The 13,766-nt window shown below is 32.6% G+C and carries 11 protein-coding genes; 2 read left to right on the top strand and 9 right to left on the bottom strand.

The genetic code is table 11. The annotated features are described in order from the left end of the window. Positions 1 to 3: 3 nt before the first annotated feature. The 4 genes from ACVBFA_RS06310 to panB form a co-directional block, all read right to left on the bottom strand. Entirely contained in the window at positions 4 to 1,014 is a 1,011-nt protein-coding gene (locus tag ACVBFA_RS06310; RefSeq protein ID WP_126122416.1) for a zinc-ribbon domain-containing protein, read from the bottom strand. 420 nt (positions 1,015 to 1,434) lie between these two features. Continuing rightward, positions 1,435 to 1,821, bottom strand: a complete 387-nt coding sequence (gene panD, locus ACVBFA_RS06305; protein WP_002475660.1) for an aspartate 1-decarboxylase — start codon at positions 1,819 to 1,821, stop codon at positions 1,435 to 1,437. Further along, a complete protein-coding gene (gene panC, locus ACVBFA_RS06300; protein WP_046044614.1) occupies positions 1,814 to 2,674 on the bottom strand; it encodes a pantoate--beta-alanine ligase in 861 nt (286 codons plus the stop codon). The genes panD and panC overlap by 8 nt, the downstream gene beginning before the upstream one ends. Next, positions 2,667 to 3,485, bottom strand: a complete 819-nt coding sequence (panB, locus tag ACVBFA_RS06295) for a 3-methyl-2-oxobutanoate hydroxymethyltransferase (RefSeq protein ID WP_002486861.1) — start codon at positions 3,483 to 3,485, stop codon at positions 2,667 to 2,669. Before panB ends, panC begins: the two co-directional genes overlap by 8 nt. A 75-nt stretch (positions 3,486 to 3,560) precedes the next feature. Between panB and ACVBFA_RS06290 the strand changes: the two genes are divergently transcribed. Continuing rightward, complete coding sequence (locus ACVBFA_RS06290) at positions 3,561 to 4,430, top strand: oxidoreductase (RefSeq protein WP_002486916.1); 870 nt, start codon at positions 3,561 to 3,563, stop codon at positions 4,428 to 4,430. 399 nt (positions 4,431 to 4,829) lie between these two features. On the opposite strand, the gene budA is transcribed toward ACVBFA_RS06290, so the two are convergent. The 4 genes from budA to cidR all read right to left on the bottom strand — a co-directional run bounded on the left by budA (position 4,830) and on the right by cidR (position 10,040). Then, entirely contained in the window at positions 4,830 to 5,534 is a 705-nt protein-coding gene (gene budA, locus ACVBFA_RS06285; protein WP_002447055.1) for an acetolactate decarboxylase, read from the bottom strand. A gap of 111 nt (positions 5,535 to 5,645) precedes the next feature. Continuing rightward, the gene (alsS, locus tag ACVBFA_RS06280; RefSeq protein ID WP_002486862.1) at positions 5,646 to 7,310 is read right to left on the bottom strand and encodes an acetolactate synthase AlsS; all 1,665 of its coding nucleotides are present in this window, start codon (positions 7,308 to 7,310) and stop codon (positions 5,646 to 5,648) included. A gap of 62 nt (positions 7,311 to 7,372) precedes the next feature. After that, positions 7,373 to 8,323: an L-lactate dehydrogenase gene (locus tag ACVBFA_RS06275; protein ID WP_002490879.1), complete on the bottom strand. Its 951-nt coding sequence runs from the start codon at positions 8,321 to 8,323 to the stop codon at positions 7,373 to 7,375. A gap of 835 nt (positions 8,324 to 9,158) precedes the next feature. Next, on the bottom strand, positions 9,159 to 10,040 hold the full coding sequence (cidR, locus tag ACVBFA_RS06270; RefSeq protein ID WP_002447052.1) for a cidABC operon transcriptional activator CidR: 882 nt from the start codon (positions 10,038 to 10,040) through the stop codon (positions 9,159 to 9,161). 544 nt (positions 10,041 to 10,584) lie between these two features. On the opposite strand from cidR, the gene ACVBFA_RS06265 reads away from it, so the two are divergent. After that, on the top strand, positions 10,585 to 12,036 hold the full coding sequence (locus ACVBFA_RS06265) for an APC family permease (RefSeq protein ID WP_126122415.1): 1,452 nt from the start codon (positions 10,585 to 10,587) through the stop codon (positions 12,034 to 12,036). Between the two features lie 127 nt (positions 12,037 to 12,163). Here ACVBFA_RS06265 and ACVBFA_RS06260 read toward each other — a convergent pair whose 3' ends face one another. Next, complete coding sequence (locus ACVBFA_RS06260; RefSeq protein ID WP_002486843.1) at positions 12,164 to 13,501, bottom strand: aspartate aminotransferase family protein; 1,338 nt, start codon at positions 13,499 to 13,501, stop codon at positions 12,164 to 12,166. Positions 13,502 to 13,766 lie beyond the last annotated feature (265 nt).

Below are 13,766 nucleotides of genomic sequence, written 5' to 3'. Positions count from 1 at the left end.
ATTTTAATAAGTTCCTCCTTCAAATAAATCCCCTAGTTCTTCTATAAAATCACCAAATATTTGATGGAAAAATGCCTCACCAAAAATACGAATAAATAAGAACAAAATAATGATATAAATAATCACACCATAAAAGCTGGATATTCTTGTTTGATTACCTGTGCTATACTTCGCAATTAGATAAATACCAGAAGCAATAAATAATAATAATGACAGTAATGCTATACTTCCGCCAAAGCTGTATGATTCTACTAATGTTAAAATTACAGAAATAATTAAAATCGCTAACGAAACACTATTAATCAACACATAGTCTGATAATACTTTTTTAAAGGTAATAGGTTGTCTAACTACTAAACGTGTAAGTCCAAATATTGCACCTACTATGACAACCAAAAATAGAATAATACCGAAAATGATACTCGTTACCAAACTACCTCTTGTAGTACCGAAAATACCAATCTCAACTGGTATTACGGAAGCGAGTAAAATTGCTAATACAATAAAACCGATTATTAATAATGATAATAATAATTTAAAACTGAAAACATGATTAGTTTGAATGATTTTATCAGGTGCAGTAAATGCACTTTTAAAGAACCCTTTACTTTCATTTGTTACTTGTTTAGCTTGTTGACCTATTTGACTTTGTTGTTGATTGTGATTGTGTTGATTTTGAGGAATTTCTCGATGCTGAGGTCTTTGGTGGTATGTAGAGAGATTTGATTGTTGGGTATCATTATGTGACTGCTTAGATTGTAATGTTGAATCTGCTACGTCATTTTCATTTGATCTAGTCTCATCATGAGATGTTGAATCAACATTTTGATGAGTCGCTGCGTTGTTTTCTTTATTATTTGATGTTATGTTTTGTTCTTCATCATTCTTTTCAGCTTTTGTTATTTCACTTTCTGCATTTCTGACTGACTGTGGATGTCGACTTATTTTATGCCCACATTCACCACAGAATAAATCATCATCTTCTATTGGATTACCGCAATTCGGACAATGCATATAAAACCCTCCTACAATAAATATTTTGTAATCTTTTAAATTATATCATTTTATTTATATTGTTTTCTACAAAAATATAAAAATCTTATTTATTTAATCGGGTATAGTGAATTGTGGTATATAGATTCCATATAAAGGAGTATATATTTTCCGCCACTTTTTCAACTCATATATTCTCAAATTGACTTATAGTAATAGCATGACATTTTACTTCATTATTACTATTTAGACATTTATTTCAAAACAATATCATTGAAATATAAAAAAGAGTCTGGACATCCATTTACCTTGTGTCCAGACTCTTAATCATCCTCTTAGTAATTTATTGGTTCAATCATCATCTTATTTATAACTTTTCAGTTTTTTGATTTTAAAATCGATAATGAACCTATCAATTGAGAATGAATTCCATCTCATCTCTTATACATTTGATATCGTATTTTCTTTCTCATTTATCATTTCTATAATTTCATTATTTTCATTTAACACAGCTACTTTTGGTGAGTGATTTACCATTTCATCTTCATTTAATTGTGCATATGTCATAATAATAATGACGTCTCCAACTTCAACTAGTCTTGAAGCCGCGCCATTTAAACACATCTTTCCACTACCACGTTCTCCAGCAATGACATATGTTTCAAATCGAGCACCATTATTATTATTAACAATAGCAACCTTTTCATTGGGTAAAATATCAACCGCATCTAATATATTGGCATCTATTGTTATACTTCCAACGTAATTTAAATTAGATTCTGTAACTCTAGCCCTATGGATTTTTGAGTTCATAAATGTTCTAATCAATATAGTCATCTCCAATAATTATATTATCTATCAATCTTGCTTTAGAAAATTTAACTGCCAATGATATGAATATTCGTCCATGAATCTCTGATTGTTGTATAAGATTTGGATAACTATAAATACCCAAATCATCAATATGTCCACTAATATTTTTGTTTAAATACGCAGTGATTTGACTTATAATCTCATTGCTATCTCGTTCACCCGCTTCATACAAATTTTTTGCTAAGCGTAGACTTTGATATAAATGTTTTGCCTCTCTTCGTTCTTCAGAGGTCAAGTAAATATTTCTAGAGCTTTTGGCTAAACCATCTTTTTCTCTTACGATATCAATGCCAATAACGTGTACAGGAAGATTAAAGTCTTTAACCATTTTTTCAACAATAGCTAATTGTTGCGCATCCTTTTTCCCGAAATAGGCATAATCTGGTTGTACAATATTAAATAATTTGTTGACCACGGTCACAACACCTTCGAAGTGTCCAGGTCTTTGTGCTCCCTCTAATACTTGTGCCAAGTGTCCAACTTTGAGATGAACACCTAATTCTTCTGGATACATTTCATCTACACTTGGATGGAAAACATAGTCCACTTTTAACTTTTTTACTGCATCCACATCATCATCGAGTTGACGTGGATAAGCATCAAAATCCTCATTTGGTCCAAACTGCAAGGGATTCACAAATATACTAATAACCGTGAGATCATTTTCGTTTACAGATTGCTTCATCATGGTTAAATGACCATCATGTAAAGCTCCCATTGTCGGAACGAATCCTATTGTTTTACCTTCACGTTGATATTGTTTAACAATAGATTGCATTTCATTAATTTTTGTAATTACTTTAGTCATGTTGCTCTACCTCATCCATAATACGTTTTTTATAAGTATGCTTTTCAGAAGGAAACGCCCCGGCTTTAACCTCTTCATTATATTGCCTTAATCCATCAATACCGCTTGAAAAGTCTGCAAATTGTTTAACAAACTTAGCGTGTCGATCAACACCATAATTTAACATATCATGATAAACTAATACTTGCCCGTCAGTATCTTTACCTGCCCCTATACCTATAACTGGAATAGTGAGTTGCTGACTAATTTCTCGAGCTAAATCACTAGGTATGGCTTCTAAAACCAGTACTACTGCACCAGCAGTTTCCATAGCTTTAGCATCTTTGATAAGTTGCATAGCGGCTGTCTTTGTATCCCCTTGAAGTTTATACCCCATTACACCTACACTTTGAGGTGTAAGACCTAAGTGAGAAACAACAGGTATACCCATTTTAGTTGCTTTTTGAATAAATGATGTAAGATGAGCCCCTTCTACTTTGACAGCGTTAGCATTCGTGTTTTGATAAAGCTTAAGTGCATTTTTTAAATCTTCTTCATCACTTAAACCAACAGTCCCTATAGGCATATCAACAACTATAAATGTATCCGGAGCACCTCTTTTAACAGCCTTACCATGATGAATCATATCGTTCAATGTTACTTGAACAGTACTATCATATCCTAACACTGTCATTCCTAAAGAATCTCCTACTAAAATCATGTCAATTTCAGCTTGTTGTGCTTGCTTAGCACTAGGATAATCATAAGCTGTAACCATAGAAATCTTTTGCTGTGATGCCTTCATTTTGTTTAAATGATTTAAAGTTTTCAATTCATTTCACCCTCAATTTCCTTTATTATTAGCAATAGTATAATGAATCGTAAAAAGAAAGGAAAGAATAAAGTTATGACAATTGCCATTATAGGTTCAGGTGCAGTGGGTACAACGTTAGCTGTTGAATTAAAAAAAGTTCTACCAGATACGGAACTCATCGGCCGGCAAGATAAATTAATGACCTATTTCCCAGAAAATACTTCAAATGGATGTCATATTAAAGTGACTTCATTTAATCATATTAATCATACTTTTGATGTCATTATCATAGCTGTTAAAACACATCAATTGGATGACGTCATTAAACAATTACCTAAAATCACTCATGATAATTCGCTCATTATCTTAGCACAAAATGGCTATGGACAGCTTAATAAACTTCCATATCAACATGTCTTTCAAGCAGTCGTCTATATTAGCGGACAAAAAGTCAACAACAAGGTTCAACATTTCAGAGATTACCAACTATGTATTCAAGATAGCACACTAACTCGTCAATTCAAGCAAATGGTTCGTCCTTCCAAAATAGAGGTGGTTTTACAAGAAAATATTGAAAAAAGCATTTGGTATAAATTATTAGTGAATTTAGGTATAAATACCATCACTGCTATTGGACATCAACCAGCTAAAATTTTAAAATCTCCTCATATTGAGTCGTTATGTCGTCGTATATTAGTTGATGGTCTTAAAGTTGCTAGAGCTGAACAAATTAACTTTGAAGATCATATCATTGATGATATTTTAAATATCTATAATGGTTATCCAGACGAAATGGGAACAAGTATGTATTACGATGTCATTAACAAGCATCCTCTTGAAGTCGAGGCCATACAGGGTTATATATATAAATGTGCAAAAAAACATCATTTAGAAACACCCTATCTAGATATGGCTTATACATTTTTATACGCTTATCACCTCGAATACACCCAACCAGATTGATATCTTAGGTGAATCATTCATTAAAGAATATGACTTTTTCTCAAAGAAATATCTTTATTCTACAAATAAACAGCCTCATATTTGAAATGCGTTTACTTTATAAATTCTAACCATCATAAACATACAACAAAGCCTAGAACACAAATTCATGTCCTAGGCTTTATTAACGTACAGACAATCTATACTTGAATTAAAGATGTTGTTTATATCAAACTTTTTCAATTGTAGTATAAGAACCCCCAACATAGAGAAGTTCATTCAGAAATTCTCTATGTTGGGGTTCGCATTACCAGGATAAGACAATATATTCAATACATATTTTATCCTATCCCTCATCTATTTAGTATACAAATCATCGTAGTCTATAATGTTTGGAGTTAAGGTACATCTAGCTAACAATTATTCAGCTTCTCTGATTTCATCAGCTATATCTTTATAGTCAATATCAGCATCAGTAAATGATTTAGCATCTACTGGGAAGTGTTGTTCAAATGTTTCAAAGTTTTGTATTTCAACAGTCACATCATCCACTTCAAAGTCTAAAATATGACCACCGAAATCACGATCATCATTTGCAAAGTGAATATGGAAACCTGCAGAACCAATACCATGGAATAATTCTGGAGTGAAGAAACCTACGATTGAACCTTTGATATTTTCACGTGTTTCTTCAGGTTGTCTACGAGCTGAATCAATTAAACGTGTGTATGGAGGTTCTTGACCAGGCATCATACGTACATGCATTTTTTTAAACGTTCCTGAAATTTTAACTGCTGAGAACATATTTTCACTTGTCATTTGTTTTTTAACTTCATCGAATACTTCTTCTTGATTTTTATTAGAAGTTTTAAAACTTGAGTCTGCTTTGAATTTTGTAACTGTAGCATATGGTGTCATTTCGTCGCCTGTCAATTCTATAAACTCTTTATGTTCATTTGCATGATAAGCTTTACCATCAACAAAAATTACTTCTCCATCAGAACCTGTAAGCGTAGCAATACCTAAATCACCATGTTCTAATAAGTCATTAATTGAAGCAGTTCCTTCTAATAAACCTGCCATTAAAGTTCCTAATGTTCCGTGTTGATACAATACATTAGTCATTCATAATCACTCCTATTAATATTCATTACTTGAAGAAACGCATTCTAAGGTAGCCTTTCAACCTTAGAGTGCGTTCTATTAAAATTCAACTTAGTATCATTGGTTAATATATTAATTTAAAGCATTTGGTAACATGTTTGTAGATAATTTAACATTATCTGCATAATTAACTGGGATATCAATTAATACTGGACCATCAGTTTCGTAACCCTCTTTAAGTGCCGCCTCTAATTCTTCTTGATTAGTGACACGTAATCCTTTAGCGCCAAATGATTCTGCATATTTTACATAATCAACTGGTCCAAATTCTACACCTGCAGAGCGTTTATATTTCATTTCTTCTTGGAATTCAACCATGTTATAACGACCATCATTCCAAATTAATTGAATGATATTTAAGTTTTTACGTACTGCAGTTTCTAATTCTTGTCCTGAGAATAGGAAACCACCGTCTCCAGCTACAGAAACAACTTGTGTATTTGGACGTACAAGTGCAGCTGAAATAGCCCATGGAAGTGCAACACCTAAAGTTTGCATACCGTTACTGAATAGTAAATGTCTAGGATTGTAACTTCTGTATTTACGAGCCATCCAAATGTAATGGCTTCCCACATCTACAGTTACAGTAGTATCATCAGTTAAAACTTTTTGCATTGTTTCAATGATTTCAACTGGGTGCATCACACCTTCTTTGTGAGTTGCTTTAATTCCAGTTGCTTCTATGATTTCGCCTCTTAATTTTTCAAGTTCATCTAAATGATTTTGATTAATAAATGGTTCATTTACATGTTCAGAAATCATATCAATTGTACCTGCAATGTTTCCGATTAACTCTTTAACTGGTTGCATGTAATTTGTGATTTCAGCATGTTCTTCGTCGACATTGATGATTTTAGTATCTAATTCTTTATTCCAGTTACTTGCTTCATATTCAATAGGGTCATAACCGATTGTGATAACTAAATCACTTTTTCTAAGTAATTCGTCACCGACTTGGTTTCTAAATAAACCAACACGACCGAAGAAGTGATTTTCTAATTCGCGACTAATTACACCGGCACCTTGGAATGTTTCAACAACAGGTAAGTTTGTTTTTTGAACTAAACGGCGAATAGCTTCTGTTTCAGCTTGGCTTGAACTTCTCATTCCAGCTAATAATACTGGGAATTTAGAATTTTTAATAGCCTCAATCACTTCATTGATTTCTTGTTCTGAAGGTACACCAAGATGTGGTTTTTGACATAATGAAATTGCATCAGCTTTGACAGGTGATGAAATAACATCTTGTGGAATACTGATAAAGCTCGCTCCATTTTTACCTGAAGTGGCTGTACGCATTGCATTCGTAATAACCTCTGATAGTGATTCTGGATCTTGTACTTCTGCACTATATTTAGTTGAGGATCTAAGTAATGATGCATTATCAATACTTTGATGTGTTAAACGTAATAAGTCATTTCTTTTAACTTGACCACCGATAGCTAATACAGGGTCACCTTCAGAAGTTGCAGTTAATAAACCAGTAGTTAAGTTACTTACCCCTGGGCCACTTGTAGTAATAGCCACACCTGGTTTTCCTGTTAAACGACCAATACCTTGTGCAATCATCGCTGCATTTTGTTCATGACGCGTAACGACTAATTCAAGATCGTCATCCTCTAGTGCATTAAATAAGTAGTCGATTTTTGCACCTGGAATACCAAATACATACTCAACTCCATTATTTTTTAAAGTATCAATTACCATTTGTGCTGCAGAATATTGTTTTTCCGCCATTTATATTCATTTCCTTTCAAAAATTAAGTTCATTCAAAACATCTTCGTCATTCTTATAAGTTTTAAACTAAATGTTTTATAGAATCATAAGTGTCTTCTAAAGTTTTCACTGATTTTTCTAGTAATTGTAGTTCGTTATCATTTAATGGTGTTTCATAAATTTTAACTGCACCATTTTGATTGATAAGTGTTGGTAAGCCAAGATAAACATCTTTAAATCCATATTGACCATTAAGTTGACTAGAAACTGTCAAAATACTATTTTCATTATTTAATAAAGCTTTAGAAATACGTAATAGTGCTAGAGCTATACCATAATACGTAGATCCTTTAGCTTGAATGATGTCGTAAGCAGCATCTCTTGTATTAATATAAATTTCATTCGCTTTAGCATCGCTACCAGTTTCTTCTTTCAATGTATCATACACTGAAATACCTCCAACGTTTGCTTGAGACCAAACTGCAAGTTCAGAGTCACCATGTTCACCTATAATGCTAGCGTGAACACTACTTGCAGTAACACCTAATTCTTTACTTATTAAATATCTGAATCTTGCACTATCAAGCACTGTACCAGAACCAATAACACGTTCAGCTGGTAAACCTGTAACTTCTTTAACATAACGTGTTAAAATATCAACTGGGTTTGCAGCAATTAAGAAGAACCCATCAAAGCCACTATCCATGACACTAGTTACGATACTTTTCATGATTTTAGTATTTTTCTCAACAAGTTGTAAACGAGTTTCACCCGGTTTTTGAGGTGCACCTGCTGTAATAACAACTAAATCTGCATCTTTACAATCTTCATATTCTCCAGCTTTTACAGTCACTGGTGAAGAACTGTAAAGTGCACCATGGTTTAAATCTTTAACGTCTGCTTCCACTTTATCTTTTGCAATATCAATAATTACAAATTCATCTGCAATTCCTTGAGTCACCATAGCAAATGCATAACTTGAACCTACGGAACCGTCTCCTACTAGAACAACTTTTTTCCCAAATTTTTTCATTTTAACGAACTCCTTCATAATAAAGTTACACAAATAACTGTGTTAGCTTATTTGTATAATATTTCTATTAAAATAACTAGAATTTTACTTCAGTTCAGATATAAAAAATTCATTTTAATGACAATTTTTCAACACTTTTCTGAAGTAATCAACTCAGCGACTAACTTTATTACGTTTATTATTATAGTACGTGACAAAGTATTAATAAAATACATAATAACGATGTTAACCATTCATAAAAGGAATAGGTTTCCTATAGAAAAATGTAATACTTTGTTTGTTCATATATGAAATAAACGAATGTGAGTTAATCGCGGTCTTTTTTCGACAATAAAGACATCAATTCAATACCTTTATTAAAAGATTACCTACTAGGCCATACCCACCTCTATGTATAAACTAACAATTAAATACAATGAATTCCAAATATTTATCAATAAGTATAACGTCAAAGCATCGAAAAATCGTAATTGATTAAAATATCTACCGTCGCATACCTTTTTCAAGAATTTATAATATAAAAGTTTAACATCGGCACATTTTAAAACTAAGCCATCAACTTCCAATACACAAAACACCTGAGACAAATATCAATGTCTCAGGCTCAGTTATTTAAGTATAAACACCTACTTGAAAAGCACACTTCAATTTATGTACTAGTCATTTTAATATTTAAATAGTGGAGCAAGAACTATTAGTGTACCTTAATGAATTTTAAGTGCATATGTACAATACATTAAAAATGTGTTCGTGCCTCTAACATATCTTTGGCGTTATTAAAAATAGACAAGTTGTTATATCGACTTTGATATAAAATCCTTTACTAAGTATTAACCTATGTTGGTTTCATCTCAGAAATAAATTCGATCCATTTGCGAGTTACATGATTGAGATAAGCATCTTTTCGCCATATCACGCCAAGATGCCATGATAATTCAACATTCTCTAATTGAATGGACGTTACGTTATTCCCCATTAAATTAACTAAACTTTCTGGAACGATACTTATTCCAATTCCTTGTTGAATCATGTTAGCGATAAAGCTAATTTGAGAAATATTAGCAACAGTTTTAGGGTAATAGCCTAGCCTTTTACAATTCTCTATAATTTGATCTTTTAAATAATAATCATCATGAAATAAAACAAACTCTTCATCTTTCAAATCTGCCATGTCTACTTTATTTAAATGTGCTAAGTGGTGGTCATTACTTACTACTAATAGTAATTCCTCGTTATACAAAGAAGTTGAATGAAATTCACTGTGATCTACAGGTAGTGTAGTAATACCAATATCCACATCATCATTAGATGTTAAGTTCTCAACAATTTTACCACCACCCTCAATCACTTCATATGTCACATTAGGATAGAGTCTGTGAAACTGATTCAATGCATTTGTAAACATTTGAACATTCATCATTGGTGATAATCCTATTTTAATATGACCTTTTTGAACGTTCACAATGTCATTCATTTCTAAAGATAATTTCTCGAATAAAGCTAAAAATTCTAAACTATTATCATAAAATGTTTGACCTATATCTGTTAGTTTTATTTGTTTTTGTGACCGGTCAAACAATGTAATATCATATTCATTTTCAATATTTTTAATCGCTTTGCTAATCGTTGACTGCGCAATGTATAAGTGTTCAGATGCTTGCGTCATACCACCTTGTCGTACAACTTCTACGAAATATTTAATTTGTTTAATTTCCATTTATATTCATCCTTAATTATCAACATTTGATTGATAGATATTTCTTCACATAGAACCATCGTTTGATATCTAGCATTTTTTCATCGACATAACTTCTTCAATTATTCATTTACACTAACACTGATTAAACAATAAATCCTTGTATATATTTGTTTCAATTGACTAATACCGATTATTTTTCATCAGTATCACGATGCTCTCTTTTACGATAACATGTTTTACAAATATAGTTACTTTACTAATTTATAAATCATGTGAAGAAATACATGACAAATACCATAATTTAAAACTCCTGTGATATTAACATTCAATTTATATCTTTTTTGTCCCTATTGAAATTTAACTATATTAACTTAATCACTGTGAAAATAATTTTTATTAATTTTTCAGAATTTTTAGACAAAATATTTATCTTCTGTGCTATTATATTAATTATCAGAATCAGCCAACTCATTTATCTACATGTAGATGATTTTTAATACGTATTGTTAAGGAATGTTTGCTGACTCATGTTAATAGTAAGTTGATGTTATGGAGGTTTGTTATGGGAAGTTTTTTTAATCGGATGACTCGGAAAGAGAATCCTACTATTTATCAAAATAAAGATGGGCATCTTAAACGCACGCTACGTGTACGCGACTTTCTTGCACTAGGTGTTGGTACAATTGTTTCTACATCTATCTTCACTTTACCAGGTGTTGTCGCAGCTGAGCATGCCGGACCTGCTGTTTCGTTGTCATTCTTATTAGCTGCTATTGTGGCAGGTCTTGTAGCTTTTACTTATGCAGAAATGGCATCTACAATGCCTTTTGCAGGATCAGCTTATTCATGGATTAATGTACTTTTTGGTGAATTATTCGGATGGGTTGCCGGTTGGGCGCTTTTAGCAGAATACTTTATTGCTGTTGCTTTCGTTGCTTCCGGCTTTTCTGCTAACTTAAGAGGTCTTATTGCACCATTAGGTATTTCTTTACCTAAATCATTATCTAATCCATTTGGAAGTAACGGTGGTGTCATTGATATCATTGCTGCTGTAGTGATTATTTTAACTGCATTACTATTATCACGCGGAATGAACGAAGCTGCTCGTATGGAAAATATATTGGTTATTCTAAAGGTGTTAGCCATCATTTTATTTGTGATTGTAGGGCTCACTGCGATAAATTTCAGTAACTATATACCATTTATTCCAGAACATAAGGTTACTGAAACTGGTGACTTTGGAGGTTGGCAAGGTATTTATGCTGGAGTTTCAATGATTTTCTTAGCTTATATTGGTTTTGACTCTATTGCTGCTAATTCAGCTGAAGCGATTAATCCACAGAAGACAATGCCTAGAGGAATCTTAGGATCACTCATAGTAGCTATTGTATTGTTTGTTGCCGTAGCACTTGTTCTTGTTGGCATGTTCCACTACTCTCAATATGCTGATAATGCAGAGCCAGTAGGTTGGGCATTACGAGAAAGTGGTCATGGTATTATTGCTGCAATTGTTCAAGCAATTTCTGTTATCGGTATGTTCACTGCATTAATCGGTATGATGCTTGCAGGTTCACGTCTATTATATTCATTTGGACGAGATGGTTTACTCCCTTCTTGGTTAAGTCAATTAAATCACAAACATTTACCTAATCGAGCACTTTTCTTACTTACAATCATTGGTGTAGTTATCGGATCAATGTTCCCGTTTGCTTTCTTAGCACAATTGATTTCCGCAGGTACCCTTGTTGCATTCATGTTTGTGTCACTAGCCATGTATCGATTAAGAAAACGCGAAGGGAAAGATTTACCTAAGCCAGAATTTAAATTACCTTTATATCCTATTTTGCCTGCAATTACATTTATATTAGTATTGCTAGTATTTTGGGGATTAAGTTTTGAAGCTAAATTGTATACACTGATATGGTTTATTGTAGGTATAATTATTTATTTAATTTATGGAATTAGACATTCCAAAAAGAATGATGAAGAAGCGTATCAAGTACCTAGAGAATAAATGAAAGACCCATAGATTAAATTAAAATATAGGGAGTAGGACAACGAACTCGTTATGAATTCTGTCCCACTCCCTATATTAATATTGTTATTTAGTGTCGAGGCTTTGCTATTCATCTACTTTTTTCTTACCAACCTTGACCACTAATGTCATATTGATTTAATTCTCCTCTTTCCAACTTTTCAAGCGCCTGTTCTATTGTATCTAATGCTTTATCAAGTTGCTTATAGGTAATCACAAGTGGTGGTTGAAATCTTAAAACATTACCCGCAACTGCTATGATAATCACACCATTTTCAAAGCAGTAATTACATATCTTTAATGCTGCTTCAGAATCTCTAGTTTTCTCAATTTTATTTGATACTATGTCTATTCCAATTGATAATCCAATACCTCGAACATCACCTACATATTGGTAACGTTCTATCCATGAGTCTATTCTTTTTCTAACGTAACTCCCTTTTTTCCATGAAGCATTTAGTAAATCTTCATCTTCAATCATCTTTATCGTTGCTAAGGCTGCCTCACAACTTACAGGATTTGCACCAGTTGTAAATAAATGTGCAGGTGCTTCAAGACTTTCCATGATTTCTTTACGACCTACAATCGCTGACATTGGTAAACCTCCAGCTAATGACTTTCCAAATGTCATTAAATCTGGAGTGAAATGATAATGTTCTACGGAACTCCACTTTCCTGTACGACCTAATCCTTGTTGGATATCATCAACTGCAATAAGAATATTGTGAGCGTGGCAAAGCTCTTGTAATGCTTCAAAATAACCTGGTACAGGTTCAAGTAAACCACCGTCACCTTGAATTGTTTCAACCACAATACATGCCACTTCCTCCGCAGGGACGTATTTTGCAAACATTTCTTTTAAAGGCGCTAAATATTCCTCAACCGTGTTAGGTTTAGCTTGTTCAAACATCCCCCTATACTTATCGGGAAAAGGTATATGGTAAAATCCATTAAGTAATGGTCCATAATGCTTACGCATATTCAAACTAATTGAAGACATCGATAATGAACCAAATGTTGAACCATGGTATGCATTGGTAAAACTTATGATGTATGGACGTCCTGTATACGCACGTGCAAACTTTATAATCCCATCATTAGCATCAGAGCCACTTAATCCGAAAGTAACTCTCTTCTCATAATTTCCAGGAGCAATGTCACATAATTTTTTTGATAATCGCACTAACGGTTCATGATACATATATGCCGGTGTATAATGAATGAATTTCTCAGTTTGGTTCTTAATTGCTTCAACTACTGGCTTCGGAGCGTGACCCACATTTTGTGAACTTGCACTTGCTAATAAATCAATATAAGACTTACCCTCTATATCGATTAACGTGGCTCCATAACCATGATCAATAACTAGAGGATAATATTTAATCCGTCCAGAATGTGCAAAATAACGTTCATCTTCATCTATCAAATGACTAACTTTACTCATTGAGTTCCCTCCCAATAATGACTCTTTTTAATATAGCTATCTACATTTGAAGCTATAAAACTATCAACTGCTATCGTTTTAAAATAAATCAATACTAATAGGATAGTAATCAATATACTAACAATTTTCAGATTTGTAAATATTTTCTGATAATTAAAAATATTTTCGTTACGAATCTTTTGTGATAAAGAAATATATGTCCTTGAGGCTTAGAAGATATGTTTAAAGGGAATATATGTCCTTGAGGCTTAGAAGATATGCTTAA

This window comes from Staphylococcus sp. MSU001 (assembly GCF_052976705.1).
This window is presented reverse-complemented; position numbering and strand designations above follow the sequence as displayed.

Excerpts from the sequence above, each read along its gene's own strand:
- ACVBFA_RS06310 (WP_126122416.1), bottom strand. The coding sequence starts at position 1,014 with ATGCATTGTCCGAATTGCGGTAATCCAATAGAAGATGATGATTTATTC.
- panC (WP_046044614.1), bottom strand. The coding sequence starts at position 2,674 with ATGACTAAAGTAATTACAAAAATTAATGAAATGCAATCTATTGTTAAA.
- ACVBFA_RS06290 (WP_002486916.1), top strand. The coding sequence starts at position 3,561 with ATGACAATTGCCATTATAGGTTCAGGTGCAGTGGGTACAACGTTAGCT.
- budA (WP_002447055.1), bottom strand. The coding sequence starts at position 5,534 with ATGACTAATGTATTGTATCAACACGGAACATTAGGAACTTTAATGGCA.
- alsS (WP_002486862.1), bottom strand. The coding sequence starts at position 7,310 with ATGGCGGAAAAACAATATTCTGCAGCACAAATGGTAATTGATACTTTA.
- ACVBFA_RS06275 (WP_002490879.1), bottom strand. The coding sequence starts at position 8,323 with ATGAAAAAATTTGGGAAAAAAGTTGTTCTAGTAGGAGACGGTTCCGTA.
- cidR (WP_002447052.1), bottom strand. The coding sequence starts at position 10,040 with ATGGAAATTAAACAAATTAAATATTTCGTAGAAGTTGTACGACAAGGT.
- ACVBFA_RS06265 (WP_126122415.1), top strand. The coding sequence starts at position 10,585 with ATGGGAAGTTTTTTTAATCGGATGACTCGGAAAGAGAATCCTACTATT.
- ACVBFA_RS06260 (WP_002486843.1), bottom strand. The coding sequence starts at position 13,501 with ATGAGTAAAGTTAGTCATTTGATAGATGAAGATGAACGTTATTTTGCA.